Source organism: Streptomyces sp. NPDC052236, assembly GCF_044548015.1.
Classification (GTDB): domain Bacteria; phylum Actinomycetota; class Actinomycetes; order Streptomycetales; family Streptomycetaceae; genus Streptomyces.
The window spans coordinates 278,088-300,752 of sequence record NZ_JBIUBL010000006.1 but is presented as its reverse complement, the minus strand read 5'-3'; the positions used below and the strand labels follow the sequence as shown (position 1 = coordinate 300,752).

The 22,665-nt window shown below is 70.1% G+C and carries 20 protein-coding genes and 2 pseudogenes; 17 read left to right on the top strand and 5 right to left on the bottom strand.

The features are described from left to right. Positions 1-68: 68 nt before the first annotated feature. Positions 69-761 (top strand): response regulator transcription factor, encoded by a 693-nt coding sequence (locus ACIHCQ_RS13565; protein ID WP_399661371.1) that lies wholly within the window; start codon positions 69-71, stop codon positions 759-761. Beyond that, a complete protein-coding gene (locus ACIHCQ_RS13560) occupies positions 758-2,209 on the top strand; it encodes an ATP-binding protein (protein ID WP_399661369.1) in 1,452 nt (483 codons plus the stop codon). Before ACIHCQ_RS13565 ends, ACIHCQ_RS13560 begins: the two co-directional genes overlap by 4 nt. A gap of 206 nt (positions 2,210-2,415) precedes the next feature. On the opposite strand, the gene ACIHCQ_RS13555 is transcribed toward ACIHCQ_RS13560, so the two are convergent. Both ACIHCQ_RS13555 and ACIHCQ_RS13550 read right to left on the bottom strand, forming a co-directional pair. Beyond that, the gene (locus ACIHCQ_RS13555) at positions 2,416-4,566 is read right to left on the bottom strand and encodes an MMPL family transporter (protein ID WP_399661367.1); all 2,151 of its coding nucleotides are present in this window, start codon (positions 4,564-4,566) and stop codon (positions 2,416-2,418) included. Positions 4,567-4,652: 86 nt separating this feature from the next. After that, entirely contained in the window at positions 4,653-5,387 is a 735-nt protein-coding gene (locus tag ACIHCQ_RS13550; protein WP_399661365.1) for an FAD-dependent monooxygenase, read from the bottom strand. 19 nt (positions 5,388-5,406) lie between these two features. Between ACIHCQ_RS13550 and ACIHCQ_RS13545 the strand changes: the two are divergent. From ACIHCQ_RS13545 to ACIHCQ_RS13505, 9 genes and pseudogenes are all read left to right on the top strand, one after another. Then, a pseudogene (locus ACIHCQ_RS13545) lies at positions 5,407-5,909 on the top strand (transposase); the annotation flags it as partial. Between the two features lie 135 nt (positions 5,910-6,044). Continuing rightward, a complete protein-coding gene (locus ACIHCQ_RS13540) occupies positions 6,045-6,221 on the top strand; it encodes a hypothetical protein (protein ID WP_014182178.1) in 177 nt (58 codons plus the stop codon). A gap of 195 nt (positions 6,222-6,416) precedes the next feature. Then, positions 6,417-6,800 (top strand): hypothetical protein, encoded by a 384-nt coding sequence (locus tag ACIHCQ_RS13535; RefSeq protein ID WP_399661362.1) that lies wholly within the window; start codon positions 6,417-6,419, stop codon positions 6,798-6,800. A gap of 146 nt (positions 6,801-6,946) precedes the next feature. Next, positions 6,947-7,333, top strand: coding sequence for a hypothetical protein (locus ACIHCQ_RS13530; protein ID WP_399661360.1), 387 nt, complete (start codon positions 6,947-6,949; stop codon positions 7,331-7,333). A gap of 56 nt (positions 7,334-7,389) precedes the next feature. Further along, positions 7,390-7,974 (top strand): hypothetical protein, encoded by a 585-nt coding sequence (locus ACIHCQ_RS13525; RefSeq protein WP_399661358.1) that lies wholly within the window; start codon positions 7,390-7,392, stop codon positions 7,972-7,974. A gap of 533 nt (positions 7,975-8,507) precedes the next feature. Then, positions 8,508-9,458 (top strand): RNA-binding protein, encoded by a 951-nt coding sequence (locus tag ACIHCQ_RS13520; RefSeq protein WP_399661356.1) that lies wholly within the window; start codon positions 8,508-8,510, stop codon positions 9,456-9,458. A 498-nt stretch (positions 9,459-9,956) separates the two neighbouring features. After that, a complete protein-coding gene (miaB, locus tag ACIHCQ_RS13515) occupies positions 9,957-11,480 on the top strand; it encodes a tRNA (N6-isopentenyl adenosine(37)-C2)-methylthiotransferase MiaB (protein ID WP_399661354.1) in 1,524 nt (507 codons plus the stop codon). Beyond that, positions 11,481-11,759, top strand: coding sequence for a hypothetical protein (locus ACIHCQ_RS13510; RefSeq protein WP_399661352.1), 279 nt, complete (start codon positions 11,481-11,483; stop codon positions 11,757-11,759). It begins immediately after the preceding gene. A 93-nt stretch (positions 11,760-11,852) separates the two neighbouring features. Next, positions 11,853-12,578: a class III extradiol dioxygenase subunit B-like domain-containing protein gene (locus ACIHCQ_RS13505; protein WP_399661350.1), complete on the top strand. Its 726-nt coding sequence runs from the start codon at positions 11,853-11,855 to the stop codon at positions 12,576-12,578. Positions 12,579-12,678: 100 nt separating this feature from the next. On the opposite strand, the gene ACIHCQ_RS13500 is transcribed toward ACIHCQ_RS13505, so the two are convergent. Together ACIHCQ_RS13500 and ACIHCQ_RS13495 are read right to left on the bottom strand one after the other, a co-directional pair. Continuing rightward, on the bottom strand, positions 12,679-12,915 hold the full coding sequence (locus ACIHCQ_RS13500) for an antitoxin (RefSeq protein ID WP_399661348.1): 237 nt from the start codon (positions 12,913-12,915) through the stop codon (positions 12,679-12,681). 54 nt (positions 12,916-12,969) lie between these two features. Continuing rightward, positions 12,970-13,209 (bottom strand): hypothetical protein, encoded by a 240-nt coding sequence (locus tag ACIHCQ_RS13495; protein WP_399661346.1) that lies wholly within the window; start codon positions 13,207-13,209, stop codon positions 12,970-12,972. 183 nt (positions 13,210-13,392) lie between these two features. Here ACIHCQ_RS13495 and miaA point away from each other — a divergent pair, with 183 nt between their 5' ends. The 6 genes from miaA (at position 13,393) to hflX (ending at position 21,638) form a co-directional block, all read left to right on the top strand. After that, positions 13,393-14,331 carry a tRNA (adenosine(37)-N6)-dimethylallyltransferase MiaA gene (gene miaA, locus ACIHCQ_RS13490; RefSeq protein WP_399661344.1) on the top strand — a complete coding sequence of 313 codons (939 nt, stop codon included), beginning with the start codon at positions 13,393-13,395 and terminating at the stop codon, positions 14,329-14,331. 105 nt (positions 14,332-14,436) lie between these two features. Next, positions 14,437-14,907 (top strand): hypothetical protein, encoded by a 471-nt coding sequence (locus ACIHCQ_RS13485; protein WP_399661465.1) that lies wholly within the window; start codon positions 14,437-14,439, stop codon positions 14,905-14,907. A gap of 72 nt (positions 14,908-14,979) precedes the next feature. Further along, positions 14,980-15,900 carry a diaminopimelate epimerase gene (dapF, locus tag ACIHCQ_RS13480; RefSeq protein WP_399661342.1) on the top strand — a complete coding sequence of 307 codons (921 nt, stop codon included), beginning with the start codon at positions 14,980-14,982 and terminating at the stop codon, positions 15,898-15,900. 139 nt (positions 15,901-16,039) lie between these two features. Then, a complete protein-coding gene (locus ACIHCQ_RS13475) occupies positions 16,040-18,205 on the top strand; it encodes a RelA/SpoT family protein (protein ID WP_399661340.1) in 2,166 nt (721 codons plus the stop codon). Between the two features lie 163 nt (positions 18,206-18,368). Then, positions 18,369-19,859 carry a M1 family metallopeptidase gene (locus tag ACIHCQ_RS13470; RefSeq protein ID WP_399661338.1) on the top strand — a complete coding sequence of 497 codons (1,491 nt, stop codon included), beginning with the start codon at positions 18,369-18,371 and terminating at the stop codon, positions 19,857-19,859. A 237-nt stretch (positions 19,860-20,096) separates the two neighbouring features. Next, positions 20,097-21,638, top strand: a complete 1,542-nt coding sequence (gene hflX, locus ACIHCQ_RS13465) for a GTPase HflX (protein ID WP_399661336.1) — start codon at positions 20,097-20,099, stop codon at positions 21,636-21,638. Between the two features lie 98 nt (positions 21,639-21,736). On the opposite strand, the pseudogene ACIHCQ_RS13460 reads toward hflX, so the two are convergent. After that, positions 21,737-22,592 (bottom strand): annotated as a pseudogene (locus tag ACIHCQ_RS13460) (trypsin-like serine peptidase); the annotation flags it as partial. Positions 22,593-22,665 lie beyond the last annotated feature (73 nt).

The window sequence follows — 22,665 nt, the reverse complement described above, 5'->3', positions numbered from 1 at the left end:
AATCCTGGCCTCAGGTTGATCGGGGACAATGAGCGGCAAAAACATCGACTGGAAGGGGGCGGGCCGGCGTGCGGATCATGATCGCGGATGATGACGCGGCCATCCGTGAGTCGCTGGAGCGGGTGCTCCAGGTCGAGGGTTACGACACCAGCACCGTCGCCAACGGTCTCGCCGTGCTCGACGGGGTCGGTGGGGCCGGCGGTGACACGCTGGATCTGCTGCTCCTCGACGTGATGATGCCCCGCCTCGGCGGGTTGGAGACCTGCCGGCGGTTGCGGGCCGCGGGTCGGGATCTGCCGGTGCTGATGCTGACCGCCCGTGACCAGGTCTCCGACCGGGTCGCGGGGCTGGACGCGGGCGCCGACGACTACCTGCCCAAGCCGTTCGCCACCGAGGAGTTGCTGGCCCGGGTGCGGGCCCTGCTGCGCCGGCGCACGCCGACCGACGAGGAGTCGCAGATCCTGTCGTTCGCCGACGTCCGGCTCGATCCCGACAGGTTCGAGGCGTGGCGGGGCGGGCGGCCGCTGCGCCTGACCCGGACCGAGTTCTCCCTCCTGCAGGTCCTCGTGTGCAACGCGACCCGGGTCTTGACCCGCGACGCGCTGTTCGAGGCGATCTGGGGCTTCGGCATGAGCTCCACCGCCAACAACCTCCAGGTATACGTGAGCTACCTGCGCCGCAAGATGGAGGCCGAGGGTGAGCCGCGATTGATCTACACGCTGCGCGGCCTGGGATACATGTTGCGGGAGACTCCTCCGTGAGCAGGCCCGCCGGCCGGGAACCGCGCCGGCTGACCCGATGGTGGCGCCGGCGGTCCCTGCGGACCAGGCTGACGGTGATCGCGGCGACGGCCATCGCGGTCAGCGTGTTCGCGGCCTTCCAGGTGGCCAGCGAGCTACTGGACTGGGAACTGCAGGACACCGCCGAGAATCAGCTACGCGCCGACTCCCGCGTCCTGGCGACGAACGCGGAGCGCGCCGGTCTGGCGCAGGTCCAGCTACCGCCGTATCCCGGATCCGGTCGGCTGGTGCGGGTCATCCTGCCCGACGGCTCGATCCGGACGCCGGCCGGCCAACCCGCGCTGCCCCCGGTCAGCGAGCACGCCGGGCGCGTGGCGCAGGGCGCGTCGGCCGACCTACTGGAGTCGAACGACAGCGACGACGACGGCTACCTCATCTACACGCTGCGGGCGGGCGACGGCGCGGTCCAGGTGGCCCGCGTCGTCGACGACAGCCCGATCAACCGGTTCGGGTTGGGCATGCTGCTGATCGGGCTGCTCTGCGTGGTCGGCGGCGCCCTTGTCGGGCGGACCGTGGCGCGGACCGGGCTGGCACCGATCGACCGGCTGACCGCCGCCGCGGTACGTGTCGCGCACACCCGGGATCTCGACGCCGACATCCCGGATGAGGGCGGTGGGGAGATCCGGCGGCTGATCCAGTCGATCAACGACATGCTCGCCGCGCTCCGGGACTCCCGGCGGGCCCAGCGGCTGCTCGCCGAGGACGCCGCCCACGAGCTCAAGACCCCGCTCACCAGCCTGCGCCTCAACGTCGAGCTGCTGATCCGGCTCGATCGGCGCGGCACCCTGGACAGCGCACTGCCGGCGGAGAGCCGGACCCGGCTGCTCAACGATCTCGGCGCCCAGGTGGCCGAGTTGAGCACCCTTGCCGCCGAGCTGACCGACCTGGCGCGCGGTGACGTCAGCGACGAGAGCACCGAGGTGCTCGACCTCGCCGACGTGGTGGTGGCCGCCGCGACCCGGGCGCGTTCCCGCGTGCCCGACATCGAGGTCGCGCTCGACGTGACCTCCGTGTGGGTGAGCGGGCGTCCCGCTGCGCTCGAGCGGGCGGTGCTCAACCTCATCGACAACGCCGGCAAGTGGTCCCCCGCGGACCAGCCGGTCCAGGTCCGGCTCCGTGCCGAGGGCGCGTCGGCGGTGCTCGAGGTCGACGACGCCGGGCCGGGCATCGACGCCGCCGACGTACCGCGGGTGTTCGACCGGTTCTACCGTGCCGACAGCGCCCGGGCGTTGCCGGGATCCGGTCTGGGGCTGTCGATCGTGCAGCGGGTCGTCGACGCCCACGGCGGCCGGGCCACCGTCGCCCGCTCCGCACGCGGTGGCGCGCTGCTTCGGGTCGACCTTCCGGCCGCGGCCCCGCCCGCCCCGATCGCGCGGCTCACCGCCGGGGAGGACACCGCGGTGCGCTGACCCGCCCCGGCGGCGCGGCGCAGGACAAGGGACGGCGGCCCTCGGGCATGGCCCCGCGCGGCTCACCGTCGGGGCAGGACACCGCGATGCGCCGACCCCAGCCCCGGCGCGTGGCGCAGGACCAAAGGGCGGCGACCGTCGGGCCCATGAAAAAAATCCGGGACGGGCCTGGGTCCCCGTCCCGGATCTCGTCCGTGCCGCCGCGCTCACCGTTGCAGCGCGGGCTCCTCGTCGTCTGCGAGCGACTGTTGACCGTCCGGCAGCTCCGCCGCTGGACGGGACAGCCGGCTCGGCCACCACATCCGCCGGCCGATCAGCAAGGTGAGGGCGGGCACCAGGACCGACCGCACCAGCAGGGCGTCGAGCAGCACGCCGAAGGCGACCAGGAACCCGACCTCGATCAGCATCACCAGCGGAAGTGTGGCGAGGACCGCGAACGTGGCCGCCAGGACCAGGCCTGCCGAGGTGATGACGCCACCGGTGGCCGAGAGGGCTTTGAGCATGCCCTCTCTGGTGCCGAGACGCACGGTCTCCTCCCGGGCCCGGCTGGCCAGGAAGATGTTGTAGTCGACGCCGAGCGCCACCAGGAACAGGAATGCCAGCAGCGGCACCGAATAGTCGATACCCTTGAACCCGAGGATCGTGTCGAAGACGAACACGCTGCCGCCGAAGGCTGCGGCGAATGAGACGATCACGGTGGCCATCAGGACCAGCGGGGCCAGGATCGCGCGCAGCAGCAGCCCGAGGACGATCAGGACGACGGCGAGCACCAGCGGGATCACCAGCTTCTCGTCGCGCTTGGTGGTCACCTCGGTGTCGAGGTTCTCCGCACTCGGCCCGCCGACGATCGCCTCCGCCCCGCTCACCGCGTGCACGGCGGTGCGCACCCGCTTGATCGTGTCGTACTCTGCGACGGTGTCCGGCGCGTCCTTCGGGAACACGGAGATGTTGGCCCAGCCACCGCTGGTCTGCTCCGGGATGGCCAGGGCCACACCGCGAGTGTCCTTGACAATGTCGAGCACCCGCTCCTGGTGCGCCGGCCGCGTGAAGATCGTCATCGGCTGGCCGCCGAGCTCCGGGAAGTGCTGGCGGAGAACGGTGAAGCCGGTGACCGACTCCGGCGCGGACAGGAACTGGTCCTGCTCCCGCAGGGCGCCGGTGTTGCCCGCCAGCCCGAGGGCGAGCACGCCGAGGACTCCGAGCGAGCCGAGCGTCGCCACCCACCGGCGGCGGCTGATGGCGGTGCCGAGCCGTCCCCACAGCCCCGGCTTCTCCTCCACGGCCGTGCTGAACCGCGGGATGGCCGGCCAGAAGATCCGCCTGCCGAGCACCACGAGCACCGCCGGGAACAGCGTCAGCATGGCCACCAGCGCGCACAGGATGCCGGCCGCACCGATCGGGCCCAACCCGCTGGTGCTGTTCAGGTCCGCGACGAGCAGGCAGAGCAGGCCGGCGACCACGGTGGCCGCGGACGCGACGATGGCCGGCGCCGCGCCGCGTAGCGCGTGGACCATCGCGACCCGGACGTTCTCATGGTGGTGCAGTGCCTCCCGATATCGAGCGATGAGCAACAGCGCGTAGTCCGTGCCGACGCCGAATACCAGGATCGTCAGCAGCGCCGAGTTCTGGTCGTTGACCACGATGCCGAAGGCCTTGACGAGCAGGTAGACGGTCCCCATGGAGGTCAGTGCGGCCGCGCCAACGGCCACCAGCGGGATGATCCACAACACCGGGCTGCGGTAGGTGAGGATGAGCAGGAGCGTGACGACGACGATGGTGGTGAGGAGGACCTGCACGTCGATGCCGTCGAAGACGGCATCCATGTCGCCGTCGATCGCGCCCGGGCCGGTCACGTCGAGTTCCAGGCCGGAGGGGCGGTCCTTCGCGTCGTCACGCAACGGGCCGACGATGTCCTCCGGTGCGCCGTAGGCCGTGCTCACCTCGAGGGTGAACATCATCGCCTTGCGGTCGGTGGAGGGGCTCGTCGGTGAGCCCTCGTCGTCCTCGCCGGCCGCCGCCGTCGCCTTCGGCGGGTACCGCTTGGCAAGGGTGTTGTAGTGGCGCTCGACCGTCGCGCGGTCGGCGTCGGTCATGCCGTCGGCGCGGTGGTACACGAAGACGAACGTGTTGTTGTCACCGCCGGGGAGACTGTCGTCCAGCACCGCCACCTTGGTGGACTCGGCACTGGCCGGCAGGGTGTCTACGGCGCTGTCGGTGGTGACCGAGCTCAACTTTCCGCTCAGCGGCACCATGCCCGCCGCCAGCACCAGCCACAAGCCAATCACCAACCATGGCACCCACCGGCCTGCCAACCGACCGGCCGGCGCTTCCCCGGACGGCGCTGCGTTGACTGCCATCACTAGCCTCCTACATACGGGTTGCATCGCTTATCTGGATGCCTACTTCTTACCGAGCGAACCTGAGACGACTGTTAATACGGTGCTCAGGCCGGTTGGCCGAACCATGTGCCCAGCGCACGCACCAGCGTGGTGGCGTCGAGGTCCTGCCCGGTAGGCAAGGCCCAGGCGACACAGCCGTCGGGCCGGATGAGCAACGCGTCGACGTCCACCCGGTCCGTGCGGGCGGTGACGGTGTTGACCCGTCCGGTCCACGCGGCCGCGGCGTCGCGGGCCTCCGCGCGGTCGACGAGGTCGAGCAGGAGCCCACGACCCTCACGCAGCAGGTCCGCCGACCGGGTCACCGCGGTGACGACGTCCGGGTCCGGCCGCTCCAGCGTCAACTTCATGTCCGGGCACAGGGTGCCGACGAACCGGTGGTCGTCGCCCAGGTCGTACCGGACGTCCATGCCGGCGAGCATGTCGGCGACGTACCGGTGGGCGTCGTCGAGGTCCATCAGGTCGGAGAACATCTCCCACAGCGCCCTCGTCTGCGGGTCGGGGCGCATCAGGGCGATCTGGGCCCGGGTGTTCTGCAGCAGGCGCGCCGCGACCGGATGCCGTTCGGTGGTGTACGTGTCGGGGATGTCCTCGCCGACCCAGCCGCATACCACGGCCGCGAGCTTCCAGCCGAGGTTCGCCGCGTCGACGATACCGACGTTGAGGCCCTGGCCGCCGACCGGCGCGTACACGTGGGCCGCGTCCCCGGCCAGCAGGACCCGGCCGGTCCGGTACGTGGTCGCCTGCCGCGCGGTGTCGATCCAGCGGGTCCCGGACGACATCGTGGTGATCGTGACATCGGTGCTCGACGCCCAGAGCGTGCACGCGGCGGCCGGAGTGCCCGCTGAGTCGGCGGGGCGTGATGCGGCAAAAAAGTACCGGGCCGCAAGCGCGGCCTGGCCGTTGACGTTCTGGGGTTGGTGATCGCGGTAGTCGTGGCGGCCGCGTCGGCGCACGAGAACGCCGTCGGGATCGCGCTGCTGGACAAGGTCGCCGCCGACACCGACGCCGTGGAGAAGGCCCTGGTCGACCAGGGCTTCAAGAACGCCGTCGTCGCGCACGGGCAGAAGGTGGGCATCGCGGTGGAGGTAGTGGAGCGCAACCCCGCGCAGACCGGGTTCGTTCCCCAGGCCAAGCGGTGGGTCGTGGAACGCGCCTATGGGATCTTGATGCTGCACCGCAGGCTGGTGCGCGACTACGAGCATCGGCCCCGCAGTTCGGAGTCGCGGGTGTACTGGGCGATGACCGCGGTGATACTGCGTCGGCTGACCGGGGCGACCGTGCCCGCCTGGCGCACCGCATGACCGGCGGGGAGCTGACGCTCGGCGCGGTGCTGGCGCGGCTGGAGGAGCGGGAACGCGAGATCACCGCGCAGGCCGAGACGATGCGGGAACAGGTCGCGCAGCTGACCGCCGGATCATCCGGCCTACCAGCAGATCATGGCGGTGTTCACCGCGGCCGACCACCCGCTGCGGGCCCGGCAGGTGTGCGAGGCCATGGACCTGGCGGTCGCGCCCAACAACATCAACAACGTCCGCCTCAAGCTCAAGCGGCTGGCCGGCCGCGGGATCCTGACCGAGACCGAGCCAGGCTTGTTCACCCAGCCTCGGCCGTAGCCGACCGACGTCGCCACGACCTGCCCGCTCGTCCCGCACGAAACGAAGAATCGGGCATCAGGTCTCATACCGCCCTCTCAGAACGGGTCGATCAAGGCCCGCAATCCCGACACCGGGCAGGCATACGACACCGACACCCCCGCGCTGAAGGACTGGCTGCCGGCATGGGCGCACAACGTCATCCGGCCCCGCCTGGTGAAGACGCTCAGGGCACTTCACGACAAGGCGCCGAACGCGAAGATCGTGCTCATGGGCTACCCCAGGCTCCTGGAGAAGCGCGGCTCGTGCGTGCTCGGCATCGGTACCGAGGAGGCGCCGTGGCTGAACGAGATGGGTGACGTCGTCGCCACCGAGATGAAGGGAGCCGTCAGCGACGCCGGCTCGTATGCGGTGTTCGCCGACCCGCGGCCTGCGTTCGCCGGGCAGGCGATCTGCGGAGACCCAGAGACGATTCACGGCATCGTACTCACCGGGCACTCCAGGGCTGACACCAAGCCGAACTCGATGAAATCGTTCCACCCCAAGGTCTCCGGAACGGCGCACTACGCAAAGGCGTTCCAGGACGCCCTCGCGCGATAACAGCCGGCTACGAGTTCTGGGGCGCCGTAGGATGCGGCGCCCCAGAACACTTCGAGTTGAGTAGCTGTACGGATAGCAGTCCACCAGTCGACAGGCAGATGATCGTGCTCATGACGTATTTAGTGCGGGCTGCGAAAGTGGCTTCCATGGCTGCCGCGGCCACGCTCGTCGCATGGTGGCTGATACGCGGTATGTACACGCTAATCGACCACGCCACCGAAGCCGACAGCGCACGCAACCCCCTCGCGGGAATCCCTTACTACCTGGCCGCCAACGCGGCAGGCATTATCTGTCAGCCCTTGGCCCTGTGGGCCGGCGCCAGACTGGCCGGAGTCCGCGGCAACCATTTGGCGATCGTCATCAGCACCTTTGTGTGGGCCACAATGACCACAGGACACCTTGTGGACTCCACCCCGGGCCTGTGGGAGGCCGTCTTGTGGGTGGCCGTCCAGTCCGCCGCCGCGACTGGGGCCTCGCTCCTGCAAGCCAGGCTCATGCCGGCCAGCACACAGCCCAAGGAGCGGTCCTCCTGACCCGGCGCCCGATGAGGATTCTCGTTCTGCGTGCTGTGACGTGGCCGTTCCTCGCCATGTTCAATGTCGTGGCCCGTGTGTGGACGCTTGTTGGCTCGACCAGCCGCTACAGAGCCCACCGACTCGCGGACAGTGACACCGCGCAGCAGGCTCGGCAGGCTGCTGAGGCACGGCTGCGGGCCATCGTCCACGCCTACGCGGAGAGCACGCCCCTGGTGTTGCGTCTCGTGGTCGTGGAGGACCACTACACCCGCGGAATGGCCGGCTGGGACCTGTTCAACCCGGTGAAGCCTGCCTACCGGGTGTCCTGCTGGATGCGTCTGAAGGCTTACTACAGTTCCCCGCTGTCATCAGCTGAGGCCATCAACAGGATCCTTGCCGCAGGGGAGCAGGCCTTGTCCGGCATCCCCTTCGCCCACGACAACGCCCCCGAGGACAGACGAGGTGGAGTGACCCACGCAGGGCACACCCTTACCTGGGATCAACCAGGCTCGCAGGTTCCCGAGCCCGAACGACCAGCTAACGCCTACCGGTTCGTTTGCGAGCCCCCAGCGGCGAGCGTGGGCGGTATCCGTCGCCGGCACAGCACGGTGTTCGCGCTGACCCTGCCGCTGGAACACTACTACCAGATTCCCCGATGACAGAGTCCTGGCAGCGGTAGTAGTAGAGCCCGGGTAGGTGGAAGCCGGGCTCCGCCACGCGGCGAAGGTGTCCACGCACGGCTCGCCCGCGACCGGGCTGGGCAGCGCGGTGACCGGGACGACGATCCGCATCGCAACGCCCACGAGCAGCACGGGCATCAGGGGGTCGGCGTCGGCGAACTCGCGGGCGGCTTCAACGTCGCTGGCTTGGACGGCCCGGAGGTAGGTGAAGGCGCTGATGGCCGCGTCCGGGGTCATCGGGAGAGCGGTGCGGTGGCGGTGGTCTTGGGCATGACGGCTCCTCACGGACGGGCCGCTGCGCTGATTGCGGCAGCCTCGGAAGCGATCTTCGGAGCGCGGGCCTGTGGACAGTCCGCTGCCGGACGGGGCAGGAAATTTCCTTCCGCCTATCGCTGAGACGGTCGGCGATAGTTGGCAGATGGTCGCCGGTAGTTGGCGTGTGACGCTCTGTGCGTGACGGAAACGGAACTGGAAACTACGCTGGCACCCCTTCCGTCCGTCCAAGGAGCAGTGTGCCGCCGTCCTTCGTGCACCGGATTACCAAGTACGACCCCGCCGACCGCGACGAGCACGGCCACTACACCGGCGTCGAGGACACAGTCAGCGACCACGGACCTGTCGAAGCGGCGTACCTGGCGGCGATCGCCGCCTTTGCGGAGGCCTCGGACATCGACCGGTTGGAGATCCGTGAACCTGCGGTCACCGGCTTCGTCCACTTCGGTGTGGAGCCGCCGGTTGAGGGGCACGGCCTCGGCGGGCTTTTCCCGCCCGACCTCACCGGCTACCACGACGGGGCCGAGGTCTCCCTTCCGGTCGCCCTGGAGCTGGTCCGGGCCATGCTCCGCGACCAGGGCGCCTGGTGCCGACTGGAGGTGGGAGATGTGTTCACCGTGCATGTCGGGTGGGACCAGTATGTGTACGTGGGCAGCGATCGGCCCTGCGCGGACGCCGTGGCCCGTACACGGGAACTTGGACTTTTCCCAGAACCGCTGACGGCCTCGCCCTATGCGGCTGAGGTCGACGAAGCGGAAGTGATAGAGCCAGCCGACGAGGACTTCTGGACTCGCGTGCGCACCGCGCTTGCCTCGCGGCAGACGTTGCTCCTCGAGGAGACCTACGTCCGCAACGCCGCAAGCTGGCACCGCCTCACACCGGAGAATCTCGACACAGTGCGCGCCGGTCTCGGCCCGCGCGCCCTGCTGACCGTCTGGCCTGACCTGACCCCGGACGTCGGCGCGGTCCTTGCCGCGCTGCCCGAGGAGGGATCCGTGGAGTTCGTCTGGGAGGCGCAAGACGGGATGATCAGTTCCGCGATCGTCGACGACACCGAGTACCAGGAGCTCGCCACCCAAGTGACCGATGCGCGAGCGGCCTGCGTCTTGCCTTTGTCTCTCGACGAACGCCACCCGCTGCTCTGTGCTGTCCTGCCGGACAGCGACGGCGTGCTGCGCGCCCGATGGTGACCCGGCTCGCGCTCAGTCAAAGGTGGACGTGAGGAGCTCCCCGTCCGAGGTGGTTCCGGCGCCTGTCGCTAGGCTCCACCGCGGGGTGCCGGGCAGCGGGGGCCTGGATCGCCTCGCGTTCGACGTCCCGGTATCTCCGTTTGCGTGTCGTGCCGCGTCACCAAGTCGTGGGCCCGTGCCACGGCGGGCCGGGTGGCTTCTACTCCTCGATGATCGCGCGGGCTGCGCGGCTGGACCGCGGCGCGATCGTGACGTGGCCTGGCGGCGAGCGGGTGACGCGCTGTCGCGTCACACATCGGCGATGTCGCGGTCGGTGTAGTTCAGGTTGGCGCACGAGCTTCGGCAGAACGACTCGTCCGGTCCGCTGTTCGCGGCAGGCCCAGCGCGAGCTTCTCCTTGTGGCATACGGGCCGTCTCCGCAGGTGGAGGCAGGGTCATGTCAGCCGCTGCTGCCAGGCACCGATACAGGACGTTCCGGTGAACGCCTACCCTTGAGCCATGACCAACAGCAGCGACCGGAGCCCGGCAGCGGACGTTCAAAGATCTAAGAGTTATGAAATCCGGACCTACGGGTGCCAGATGAACGTGCATGACTCCGAGCGGCTGTCGGGGCTGCTGGAGGACGCCGGCTATGTCCGCGCGCCCGCGGGCGCCGACGGCGATGCCGATGTCGTCGTCTTCAACACCTGCGCGGTGCGCGAGAACGCCGACAACAAGCTGTACGGCAATCTCGGCCGGCTCGCGCCGATGAAGACCAAGCGGCCCGGGATGCAGATCGCCGTCGGCGGCTGCCTGGCCCAGAAGGACCGCGACACCATCGTGACTCGGGCGCCCTGGGTCGATGTCGTCTTCGGTACGCACAACATCGGCAAGCTGCCGGTGCTGCTGGAGCGCGCCCGTATCCAGGAAGAGGCGCAGGTCGAGATCGCGGAGTCGCTGGAGGCTTTCCCCTCGACGCTGCCGACCCGCCGTGAGTCCGCGTACGCCGCGTGGGTCTCCATCTCCGTCGGCTGCAACAACACCTGCACCTTCTGCATCGTCCCGGCACTGCGCGGCAAGGAGAAGGACCGCCGCCCCGGCGACATCCTGGCGGAGATCGAGGCGCTCGTCGCCGAGGGCGTCTGCGAGATCACCCTGCTCGGTCAGAACGTCAACGCGTACGGCTCCGACATCGGCGACCGTGAGGCGTTCTCCAAGCTGCTGCGCGCCTGCGGACGTATCGAGGGCCTGGAGCGCGTCCGCTTCACCTCGCCGCATCCGCGCGACTTCACGGACGATGTGATCGCGGCGATGGCCGAGACGCCGAACGTCATGCCGCAGCTCCATATGCCGCTGCAGTCCGGTTCGGACGCGGTGCTGAAGGCGATGCGCCGTTCGTACCGGCAGGAGCGTTTCCTCGGCATCATCGAGAAGGTGCGCGCCGCGATCCCGCACGCCGCCATCTCCACCGACATCATTGTGGGCTTCCCCGGCGAGACCGAGGAGGACTTCGTGCAGACCATGCACACGGTGCGCGAGGCACGCTTCGCGAACGCCTTCACCTTCCAGTACTCCAAGCGCCCCGGCACCCCGGCGGCGGAGATGGACGGGCAGATCCCCAAGGCGGTCGTCCAGGAGCGCTATATGCGCCTGGTCGCCCTGCAGGAGGAGATCTCCTGGGAGGAGAACAAGCGGCAGGTGGGCAGGACTCTGGAGGTCATGGTCGCCGAGGGCGAGGGCCGCAAGGACGGCGCGACCCACCGCCTGTCGGGGCGCGCCCCCGACAACCGCCTGGTGCACTTCGGGAAGCCGGAGGATGAGGTGCGCCCGGGTGATGTGGTGACCGTCGAGATCACCTACGCCGCCCCGCACCACCTGCTCGCCGAGGGTCCCGCGCGGTCGGTACGCCGTACGCGCGCGGGCGACGCGTGGGAGAAGCGCAACGCCGCGGCGGGCGCGAAGCCCGCCGGCGTGATGCTGGGACTGCCGAAGATCGGCGTACCGGAGCCGCTGCCGGCGGCCACCACGCCCGGGTGCGGGTGAGTGGGAACGCCGGCGAAGTGGAGCCTTCTGCTGGAGCAGTCGCACGGGGCCCCGGAGCTGAGCGTGGTTACCACGGTCGAAGGCACCCGGGAGGAGGCGGAGGCGCAGTGTGGCGAGGTGGTACGCGCGTACCAGCCGGTTCACCCTCGCCGCCCGCAGCGGAGGCGGGTCTTCCGGACCCAGGACGGCTGGCTGCTGATGGGTGACGGCGCGTCCGGTTACGCGTACACCTATCGCTTCACGATGTGCGAGCTGGTCTGGGACTCCGGGCCGCTCTGACCGTCGGCGACGTGAGCTGAGCTGAGCTGAGCGACGGCGGGGGCACCGGCGCGGGCGCGGTCCCGGCCCCGGGCACACATTAGGCTGGCGATCATGCTTGTCGCCGCTGCCGTCTGCCCCTGTCCGCCGCTGCTGGTACCGGAGGTCGCCGCCGGGGCCGCTCCGGAGCTCACTGCCGCGCGGGCAGCGTGCGCCGATGCGCTGGGGGTCCTGGCCGCAGCGCGGCCCGATCTGCTGGTCGTCGTCGGGCCTGCCGAGCAGCCCGCCGGGCGCGTCCCGTATCCCGCCGGGGCGACCGGATCGTTCCGGGGGTTCGGCGTGGACCTCGACGTACGGCTCGGAGGGCGCGAGGCCCAGGAGCTGTCGCCGCCCCCGCCCTCGCTGCCGCCCTCGCTCGCCGTCGCCGCCTGGCTGCTCACCCGTACGCAGTGGGCGGACGCTCCGCTGGAGGGGATCGGCGTCGGCGAATCGCTCACGCCGGAGCAGTGCGTGGCCCTCGGGCGGGAACTCGCCGCCCGGGCGGGGCGCGTCGCGCTGCTGGTGATGGGGGACGGCAGCGCCTGCCGCTCGCGCAAGGCTCCGGGGTATCTCGACGAGCGGGCCGCGGACTTCGACCGGGAGGCCGCCCGCGCGCTGGGGGCGGCGGATGTCGAGGCGCTGAAGGCGCTGGACGCGTCACTGTCGTACGAGCTCAAGGCGGCGGGGCGCGGGCCCTGGCAGGTGCTTGCGGGGGCGGCGGAGGGCGCGGGGCTGGCCGGGCAGCTGCTGTACGAGGACGCGCCTTACGGCGTCGGCTACTTCGTCGCGGCCTGGTCATAGCGCCTGGTCGTCGCGGCCTGGTCGTAGGGCCTGGCCGTAGCGGAGACAGAGCGGCGGGCGGCCACGGAACGAAAAATTCCGCGACCGCCCGCCGGTGAGGTCAGGCAGCTGGCGGCGTACTGCCGTCGTCCTTGTGGGCGATGCGGTCCACGGCCTTCTTGGCCTTGCCGGTGCCCGTCTCGATCTTCTTGCTGTACTTGCCTTTGGTCTTTTCGTCGACTGTCTTCGCGGCTTTTTCCAGACCGTGCTGAATCCTGCCCTCATGGCGCTGCGCGAGGTCGGAGACCTTGCCCTTGGCCGGGGCGAGCCTGGCCTTCAACGTGTCCTTGAGGCCCATGCGTCACCTTCCGTCATCGTCCCTCGGCCCCCTCGATGGGCCTTGGGCAGAGACCTACTTGCGGGCGCCCTCTCCGGCTTCGTTGTCCGCCGCCTCCCCGGCCGACTGCTGCTTCGGAATGTCCACGCCGTCGGCCTCGGTGGCTTCGGCCGCCTCGTTCTCCGGCGCCGCGACACCTGACTCGACCGGGGACTCGGCTGTCGGGGTGTTGACGGCCGCCTCCTCGGTTGACGCCTCAGCACTCGCCGCGGCAGTCGCCTTGGACTTACGACTGAACCGTGAAAAAACGCCCATATCAACTCCATAGCCTACTCGTGTGGGCGAAGTTCCGCGCCGCCCGGAGCCTGCTATTTGCGCCTCCCGCGGGCAACCGGCCCCAAGACCGGCCTTCGAAACCTCGCAACAGGCAACGACCCCGCCCGCGTACCGTCACCTCGCTCGTTCGGGGACAGTCCCGGGGTTTGCGAGACTGGGGCAGTGAGAACTGCAGCTCCCGCACCGCGGGTCATCGCCGTCGTTGGTCCCACCGCCGCCGGAAAGTCCGATCTGGCCGTCTTCCTGGCCCGGCGGCTGGGCGGCGAAGTCATCAACGCCGACTCCATGCAGCTCTACCGGGGTATGGACATCGGAACCGCCAAACTGACGCCCGAGGAGCGCGGTGGCATCCCGCACCAGCTCCTCGACATCTGGGACGTGACCGAGACCGCGAGCGTCGCCGAGTACCAGCGGCTCGCCCGGGCGGAGATCGACCGGCTGCTCGCCGAAGGCCGTGTGCCCGTCCTCGTCGGCGGCTCCGGGCTGTATGTGCGCGGCGCCATCGACGCCCTCGAATTTCCCGGCACCGACCCCGGGATCCGCGCCCGGCTCGAAGAGGAGCTGGAGCAGCACGGCTGCGGCGCCCTGCACGCCCGGCTCGCCGCCGCCGACCCGGGCGCGGGCACCGCGATCCTGCCCAGCAACGGCCGCCGCATCGTCCGGGCGCTCGAAGTCATCGAGATCACCGGCAAGCCCTTCACGGCCAACCTCCCCGGCCATGACGCCGTGTACGACACCGTCCAGATCGGTATCGACGTCGCCCGCCCCGAACTTGACGAGCGCATCGCTCTGCGCGTCGACCGGATGTGGGAGGCGGGCCTCGTCGACGAGGTGCGCGCGCTGGAGGCGCAGGGGCTGCGTAAGGGGCGTACGGCAGCACGCGCGCTCGGCTACCAGCAGGTGCTCACGGCGCTCGCGGGGGAGTGCACCGACCAGGAGGCGCGCGAGGAGACAGTGCGCGCCACAAAGCGCTTCGCGCGCCGTCAGGACTCCTGGTTCCGGCGGGACCCACGCGTGCACTGGCTGAGCGGCGCGGACGAGCACCGGGAGGAACTTCCGGATCGGGCCCTGACGTTGGTCGAACGAGCGGTTACAGCCTGATCACGTGATGGCATCGGGACGCTCTGCCCGCCATTTGCGGGCCCTGGACCGTGCCATCATCGAGCATCGATCGACGGGAAGTCCGAGTTGGGAGGGCGCGTGGCGATGGAAGCCGGCCCTCGTGACACAGAGCAGGAGAGACGGGACGCAGCAGATCGGGACGCAGCAGATCGGGACGCAGCGGATTACGCGCCCCGGCTGAGCCCGGACGGACCTGACGACCAGGACACGATCGCCGACGAGGTCGAGGTCGAGCTGCGCCCGCAGCGCAGGCTGCGGATCTGGCAGCTCGCGCCCATCGTGGCGCTGGCGGCGGTCGGTTCCCTGATGTTCGCCTTCCCCCTTGCCTTCGGCACCGGCGACGGCGGAGCGGTCGTCGCCATGCTGGGGCTGCTGATCAGCTGCTGCGCCGCGGGGTGGGGCGTGATGGCAGCCCGCCGCGTGGGCCACACCTGGCCCGGACTGCCGGCCCGCGGTTCCGGCGAGCGCCCGGACTGGCGTGTCATCGCTCTGTACGTCGGTGTGGGCGCGATGATCGTCGCGCTCGCCGTCTGGCGCGTGGCCCGGCTCCGCTAGACCGGTTGCCGGATGGATCGGTTGTCGGGCGGACCGGCTGTCCGCCCGGAGTTGTCACACCCCCCTCGTACGATGGACGGCGTGAGCACTCCTCAGACGTCGGTCTCCTTCCTCAAGGGTCACGGGACCGAGAACGACTTCGTAATCGTCCCCGACCCGGACAACGTCATCGACCTGCCCGCGGCCGCCGTCGCCAAGCTCTGCGACCGCCGGGCGGGCATCGGCGGCGACGGCCTGCTGCACGTCGTACGGTCCATGGCGCACCCCGAGGCGCGCGCCATGGCGGCCGAGGCCGAGTGGTTCATGGACTACCGCAACGCCGACGGGTCGATCGCCGAGATGTGCGGCAATGGCATACGCGTCTTCGCCCGCTACCTTGAGCGCGCGGGCCACACCGAGGCGGGCGACCTGGCGGTGGCGACCCGCGGCGGCGTCAAGAAGGTGCACCTGACCAAGGACGGCGAAGTCACCGTCTCCATGGGCCCCGCCCTGCTCCCCGCCGATGGCGTCACGGTCACCGTCGACGGCCGCAGCTGGCCCGCCCGGAACGTGAACATGGGCAATCCTCACGCGGTCGCCTTTGTCGAGGACCTGGATCACGCCGGGGACCTGCTCTCCGTGCCGCCCTACAGCCCGGCGTCCGTCTACCCGGACGGCGTGAACGTCGAATTCGTCGTCGACCGCGGCGAGCGCCATGTCGCCATGCGCGTACACGAACGCGGCTCCGGCGAGACACGCTCGTGCGGCACGGGCGCGTGCGCCGTCGCCGTCGCGGCGGCGCGCAGGGATGGCGTGGACCCCTCGGTCACGGGCGTTCCCGTGACGTACACCGTGGACCTCCCCGGCGGGCGCCTGCTGATCACGGAGCGGCCCGACGGCGAGATAGAGATGACCGGCCCCGTCGTGATCGTGGCCGAGGGCAGGATCGAACCGGCCTTCCTCGCCGCAACCGACGCCGGCGTGGGCACCCGAGCCGAAACCGGGGTCGCATAGAGCTTCGCTCGAATGGGTGATCCGTTTCACGCTGAGCGAGAGCGGGACTGCTCCACGTGGTGGGCTCGGTAGCATCAAGCACCGGCACGGAGTGCACGCCTGCCCTTCCATCGCCGGTCAAGCAGCCGGAGGTGCCCCCATGAGCGCAGAGGCCACCAACCCTGGTGCCCACAGCCGCAGACGCGGCCGGCCCAGGATCGACCTCCGCAGGCTGGGCCGCGCCGCGCTCCTCGGCCCGGCCGCCCGGGACCGGCTGCCCGACGCGATCGGGCATGTCGCCGATGCCCACCGCGCGCACCACCCCGACGCCGATCTCGCCATCCTGCACCGGGCGTACGTCCTGGCGGAGTCCTCCCACCGCGGACAGTTCCGCAAGAGCGGCGAGCCGTACATCACCCACCCGCTCGCCGTAACGCTGATCCTGGCCGAACTGGGCGCGGAGACCACGACGCTGACCGCCTCTCTCCTCCACGACACCGTCGAGGACACAGAAGTGACGCTCGATCAGGTACGCGCGGAGTTCGGCGCGGAGGTCTGCTATCTGGTCGACGGTGTCACCAAACTGGAGAAGGTCGACTACGGCGCCGCCGCCGAGCCCGAGACCTTCCGCAAAATGCTCGTCGCCACCGGCAACGACGTGCGAGTGATGTCGATCAAACTCGCCGACCGGCTGCACAACATGCGCACTCTCGGCGTGATGCGCCCCGAGAAGCAGGCCCGCATCGCGCGGGTCACCCGTGACGTGCTCATCCCCCTCGCCGAACGGCTCGGCGTACAGGCGCTCAAGACCGAGCTGGAGGACCTGGTCTTCGCGATCCTCCATCCCCAGGAGTACGAGCGCACCCGCGCCCTCATCGCGGACAACGCCACCGCGGGCGACGCGCTCGGCGCCACCGCGGAGGACTTCCGGGCGGTGCTGCGGGACGCCGACATCACGGCCGAAGTCCTCATCAGGCCACGGCACTTCGTATCCGTGCACCGCACCCGGCTCAAACGCGGCGAGATGCGCGGCACGGACTTCGGGCGGCTGCTGGTGCTGGTCGGCGAGGACGCCGACTGCTACGCCGTCCTGGGCGAGCTGCACACCTGTTTCACGCCCGTGATCTCCGAGTTCAAGGACTTCATCGCCACCCCCAAGTTCAACCTGTACCAGTCGCTGCACACCGCGGTCGCCGGCCCGGACGGCACGGTCACCGAAGTCCTCATTCGTACGCACCAGATGCACAAGGTCGCCGAGGCCGGAGTGATCGCCCTGGGCAACCCGTACGTACCGGTTGATGCGGATACCGCGGACACCGGGGATGCCGGGGATGCCGCGGAAATGGACGCGGCCGGCACAGGGGCGGAACCGGCCGACGGCGAGCGTGCCGACCCCACCCGGCCCGGCTGGCTCTCCCGCCTCCTCCAGTGGCAGGAGTCCACCCCTGACCCCGACGCCTTCTGGACCTCCCTGCGCGCGGATCTGGCGCAGGACCGCGAGATCACCGTCTTCCGCGCCGACGGCGGCATGCTCGGGCTGCCTGCGGGAGCGAGCTGCGTGGACGCCGCCTACGCGCAGTACGGAGAGCGGGCGCACGCCTGCATCGGCGCCCGCGTCAACGGCCGCCTGGCGACGCTGAGCACGGTGCTCAGGGACGGCGACACCGTGCACCTGCTGCGCGCCCATGACACGCAGGACGCCGCCTCCGGGCCCTCACCGGACTGGCTCGACCACGCCCGTACGCCCGCCGCGCGGATCGCGATCACCAGCTGGCTGAAGGCGCATCCGGAGGAGGCGAGGATCCCCGCGGCCACCCCCGGCAGGGCCGCCGCCCCCATCACCGCGGACCGGCCAGGAGCCGCGAACGCCGTCGCCGATCTGCCGGACGCGACCGTACGCCTCGCCGGGTGCTGTACGCCGGTGCCGCCCGACGCCGTCACCGGCTTCGAGGTACGGGGCCGGGCCGTCCGCGGCCGGGCCGTGACCGTCCACCGCGAGGCCTGCCCCGCAGTGGCCCGTATGAAGGCACTCGACCGCAAGCCCATCGCGGTGAGCTGGGGCGATGCCGCCGAGTGCCGGGTCACCCTGGTCGCCGAGTCCTTCGGCCGCCCGCGCCTGCTCGCCGATCTGACAGAGGCCATCGCCACCGAGGGCGCGGCGGTCGTCGCCGCCACCGTCGAGCCGCCCAGCGAACAGCGCGTACGCCACACCTACACGCTGCGCCTCCCGGACGCGGCCGGTCTTCCCGCGCTGATGCGGGCCATGCGCGATGTGCCGGGGGTGTACGACGTGAGCCGCGCCCAGCACCCGGCGCCCACCGCCTGAGCGCCTGAGCCGCATGAGCCCTTCGGGCCCTGACCCTTCGGGCCCTGACCCTTCGGGCCCTGAGCCGTTCGGTCCTTGATCCCTTTCGGACCCCAACCCCCGTTCGGGTGGACCCGACGCGCGCCGCCACTGTCCACACCGGCCGCGCTGATAGCGGTAGTCCATGCTGCACACTTCCCGGCTCACCTCCCGGCTCACGCCTCGGCGCGGCCTGCGTGCCGCCCTGCTGGCCGCCGCCTCGGCCACCCTCGTCGCCGCGGCCCTGCCCTCCGCGCCGCCCACGCCACTCGGCATCGGCGACCGCCTGTTTCCGCACCTCGGCAACCCCGGCTACGACGTCTTCGCGTACGACATCGCCTTTACCTACCCCGGCAGCAACACCAAGCCGCTGAACGCGCTCACGAAGATCGACGCCTGGACGACCCAGGACCTGGACCGGATCAACCTCGACTTCACCCACGGCGCCGTCCGCGGTGTCGAAGTGAACGGCAGGCCCGCCACGTTCGCGACCGCCGGCGAGGACCTGGTCGTCACCCCGCCGGACGAGATCGAGGAAGGATCGCCGCTGCGTATCGCCGTCAGGCACACCAGCGACCCGCGCGGGACGAACGACGACGGGGGCTGGGTGCGCACCTCCGACGGCCTGGCGATGGCGAACCAGGCCGACGCCGCGCACCGGGTCTTCCCGTGCAACGACCATCCCGCCGACAAGGCGTACTTCACCTTCCGGATCACCGCTCCCAGCGCGCTCACCGCGGTCGCCAACGGGGTGCGGCTGGCGAAGGCCACCAAAGGGGCCACCACCACCTGGGCGTACCGGAGCAGCCACCCCATGGCCACCGAGCTGGCTCAGGTGTCGATCGGCCGCTCGTCCGTCGTGGGCCGCGAGGGGCCGCACGGGCTGCCCGTACGCGATGTCGTGCCGACCGCGGACCGCCGGCTGCTGGAGCCCTGGCTGAAGAAGACGCCGGGACAGATCGAATGGATGGAGCGGCAGGTCGGCGGCTATCCCTTCGAGACGTACGGATTGCTGGTCGCCGACGCCACTACCGGTTACGAGCTGGAGACGCAGACGCTCTCGCTGTTCGAGCGCGCTCTGTTCACCCGGCAGTACCCCGCGTGGTACGTCGAATCGATCATGGTGCATGAGCTGGCCCACCAGTGGTTCGGCAACAGCGTCTCGCCCCGCGCCTGGTCCGATCTCTGGCTGAACGAGGGCCACGCCACCTGGTACGAGGCGACGTACGCCCACGAGAAGGGGGACCAGTCGCTGGAGGTGCGGATGCGCGAGGCGTACCAGCACTCCGACCAGTGGCGGGCGGCGGGCGGACCCCCGGCGGCGCCCAAGCCGCCGTCGCCGGGCCAGAAGATCAGCCTGTTCCGGCCGGTGGTGTACGACGGCAGCGCGCTCGTCCTGTACGCGCTGCGCCGTACGATCGGCCAGGACGCGTTCGGGCGGCTGGAGCGCGCCTGGGTGCGCGAGCACCGCGACGGGACGGCGACGACCGCCGATTTCACGGAGCTGGCTTCGCGCGTCGCAGGGCGTGACCTGTCGGCATTCTTCAAGGGGTGGCTGTACGGGCAGCGCACACCGCGGATGCCGGGACACCCGGACTGGCGCAGCACGACTCCGGCGGCCCGCGCAGGCCGCTGAAACTGGGATGACGGCCCCGGTAGGCCCGTGCGACCATCAACGGGTCGGCGACGCTGCCGGGGCCGGGTTCTCTTCGGGAATCATCCGGACCTGTTACGCGTTGTGACGGGTGTACCGGAGATTTCCGGCACCGGGTTTCACCGGGTTCTCCCGGGGTTATACCGATCTGGCAGTACGGAGTCTCATCGACTCCCCTGTGTCTCATTTCTCAGCTTTCTCAATCGACGTAAGGATCCAATGACCTCCTCTTCATCCCTTTCCCAGAACGAGCAGAGCTTCGACGAGCGGCCCGAGCAGCCCGAGCAGGGCGTCGATGAGCAGAGCTTCGCGGAGACGCGCGCCGAGAGCCTTCGGGCCGATGCCCTGAGGGAAGAGGACGTCGTCTGGAGCCAGGACACCGACGGAGAACGGGACGGCGATCAGTTCGACCGCTCCGACCGTGCCGCGCTGCGGCGCGTGGCGGGCCTCTCCACGGAACTCGAGGACGTCACCGAGGTCGAGTACCGGCAGCTGCGCCTGGAGCGCGTGGTGCTGGTCGGCGTATGGACCTCGGGGACCGCGCAGGACTCGGAGAATTCGCTCACGGAGCTGGCGGCACTGGCCGAGACGGCGGGCGCGCTGGTGCTCGACGGCGTCATTCAGCGCCGTGACAAGCCCGACCCGGCCACCTACATCGGCTCGGGCAAGGCGCTGGAGCTGCGTGACATCGTGCTCGAAACGGGCGCCGACACCGTCGTCTGCGACGGTGAGCTCAGCCCGGGCCAGCTGATTCAGCTCGAAGACGTCGTCAAGGTCAAGGTGGTCGACCGTACGGCCCTGATCCTCGACATCTTCGCCCAGCACGCCAAGTCCCGAGAGGGCAAGGCGCAGGTCGCGCTGGCTCAGATGCAGTACATGCTGCCGAGGCTGCGCGGCTGGGGCCAGTCGCTGTCCCGGCAGATGGGTGGCGGCGGCAGTGGCGGCATGGCCACCCGTGGCCCCGGTGAGACCAAGATCGAGACGGACCGGCGTCGGATCCGCGAGAAGATGGCGAAGATGCGCCGGGAGATCGCGGAGATGAAGACGGGCCGCGACATCAAGCGGCAGGAGCGCCGGCGCAACAAGGTGCCCTCGGTCGCGATCGCCGGTTACACCAACGCGGGCAAGTCCTCGCTGCTCAACCGCCTCACGGGCGCCGGTGTCCTGGTGGAGAACTCGCTGTTCGCCACCCTGGACCCGACCGTCCGCCGGGCCGAGACCCCGGGCGGCCGGCTCTACACCCTGGCCGACACCGTCGGGTTCGTACGGCACCTGCCGCACCACTTGGTCGAGGCGTTCCGCTCCACCATGGAGGAGGTCGGCGACTCCGACCTGATCCTGCATGTGGTGGACGGAGCGCATCCGGCGCCGGAGGAGCAGCTGGCCGCCGTGCGCGAGGTGATCCGCGATGTGGGCGCGATCGACGTGCCCGAGATCGTGGTGATTAACAAGGCGGATGCGGCCGATCCGCTCGTACTGCAGCGGCTGCTGCGTATCGAGCGGAACGCGATCGCGGTGTCGGCGCGGACCGGCCAGGGCCTTGATGAGCTGCTCGCGCTGATCGACGTCGAGCTGCCGCGGCCTGAGGTCGGGGTCGAGGTGCTCGTGCCGTACACGCAGGGCGGGCTGGTCTCGCGGGTGCACACCGAGGGCGAGATCCTCTCCGAGGAGCACACCACGGAGGGCACGCTGCTCAAGGCGCGAGTGCATGAGGAGCTGGCGGCTGCGCTGGCGCCGTACACACCGGCGACCGCTCACTGATCACTCCAGGCAGGACGGAAGGCCCGCTCTTCTCGACGAACTCGTCGAGAAGAGCGGGCCTTCCGCCGTCTCCGGCCCCAGGTGCTCCCGGGCGGCTATCAGCCCGCGAACTTGTCGCTCATCATGGTGTAGATCTGCTGGGCGCCCTCGCCCAGGCGCGGACCTGCCAGCCGGCCCGAAGTGATCGGGCCGATGGAGGTGTTGGAGACCAGTGCCGGCATGCCGTTCGGCTGGGTGGCGAGCCAGCCTCCGCCGGAGGAACCGCCGGTCATGGTGCAGCCGATGCGCCACATGGCCGGCGTGCCGGGAGAGATCGACAGACGGCCGGGACGGTCGACGCACTTGTGCATGATCGCGCCGTTGTACGGCGGTGCGGCCGGGTAGCCCCAGGCGCCCATCGAGCCGATGCTTTGCACATCGGGCACCCGTGCCGCCCGTCGGGCCGCCCTGGCTGATCCACTCACCGGAGGTCGAGACCCAGTCGGCCCCGTACGCGCCGTACGGCGCGATCTCCTGCGGCTACGCGTTCTCCAGCGCGGCGGGGGTTTTGCCCTTGTCGTTGTAGGCGGGGACGAAGGCGATAGTGCGGTACCAGCCGCCCGCCCGGCCGGTGTGGACGCAGTGGCCCGCGGTCCACACCAGGTTGGACCTGCCCGGGTTCTTCGGGTCCTTGACGACGGTGGCCGAGCAGACCATCGAGCCCTGGGGTGAGTCGAAGAAGACCTTTCCGACCGGGGCCGCGTTCTCGTGGTACGGCTTCTTTTCCTGCTGTGCCTGGACCGGACGCGGCTCCGGGTCGGTGACGCTCTGGCCGCCCGTGATGTCGCCGGACGCGAGCGTCTTCGTCGGCGCCTTCGCTGTCGTCATCCGCTCGGGCTTCCACAGCCCCTCGATCACCGGGTTGACGAAGTCCTTGGCCTCACGCAGCCACTTGTCCTTCTCCCAGTTCTTCCATAGGCGGTGGCCGTCAGCGCGAGGGCCGCGGCGGTGGAGGCAGCGGTCAGCAACGGACGTATGGATGGCATGG

What these genes read in the sequence shown, in the direction of transcription:
- ACIHCQ_RS13555 (WP_399661367.1), bottom strand. Translation starts at nt 4,566, where the DNA reads ATGGCAGTCAACGCAGCGCCGTCCGGGGAAGCGCCGGCCGGTCGGTTG.
- ACIHCQ_RS13550 (WP_399661365.1), bottom strand. Translation starts at nt 5,387, where the DNA reads ATGTCGTCCGGGACCCGCTGGATCGACACCGCGCGGCAGGCGACCACG.
- ACIHCQ_RS13540 (WP_014182178.1), top strand. Translation starts at nt 6,045, where the DNA reads ATGGCGGTGTTCACCGCGGCCGACCACCCGCTGCGGGCCCGGCAGGTG.
- ACIHCQ_RS13530 (WP_399661360.1), top strand. Translation starts at nt 6,947, where the DNA reads ATGGCTGCCGCGGCCACGCTCGTCGCATGGTGGCTGATACGCGGTATG.
- ACIHCQ_RS13525 (WP_399661358.1), top strand. Translation starts at nt 7,390, where the DNA reads ATGTTCAATGTCGTGGCCCGTGTGTGGACGCTTGTTGGCTCGACCAGC.
- miaB (WP_399661354.1), top strand. Translation starts at nt 9,957, where the DNA reads ATGACCAACAGCAGCGACCGGAGCCCGGCAGCGGACGTTCAAAGATCT.
- ACIHCQ_RS13505 (WP_399661350.1), top strand. Translation starts at nt 11,853, where the DNA reads ATGCTTGTCGCCGCTGCCGTCTGCCCCTGTCCGCCGCTGCTGGTACCG.
- ACIHCQ_RS13500 (WP_399661348.1), bottom strand. Translation starts at nt 12,915, where the DNA reads ATGGGCCTCAAGGACACGTTGAAGGCCAGGCTCGCCCCGGCCAAGGGC.
- ACIHCQ_RS13495 (WP_399661346.1), bottom strand. Translation starts at nt 13,209, where the DNA reads ATGGGCGTTTTTTCACGGTTCAGTCGTAAGTCCAAGGCGACTGCCGCG.
- ACIHCQ_RS13485 (WP_399661465.1), top strand. Translation starts at nt 14,437, where the DNA reads ATGGAAGCCGGCCCTCGTGACACAGAGCAGGAGAGACGGGACGCAGCA.
- dapF (WP_399661342.1), top strand. Translation starts at nt 14,980, where the DNA reads ATGGACGGCGTGAGCACTCCTCAGACGTCGGTCTCCTTCCTCAAGGGT.
- ACIHCQ_RS13475 (WP_399661340.1), top strand. Translation starts at nt 16,040, where the DNA reads ATGAGCGCAGAGGCCACCAACCCTGGTGCCCACAGCCGCAGACGCGGC.
- ACIHCQ_RS13470 (WP_399661338.1), top strand. Translation starts at nt 18,369, where the DNA reads ATGCTGCACACTTCCCGGCTCACCTCCCGGCTCACGCCTCGGCGCGGC.
- hflX (WP_399661336.1), top strand. Translation starts at nt 20,097, where the DNA reads ATGACCTCCTCTTCATCCCTTTCCCAGAACGAGCAGAGCTTCGACGAG.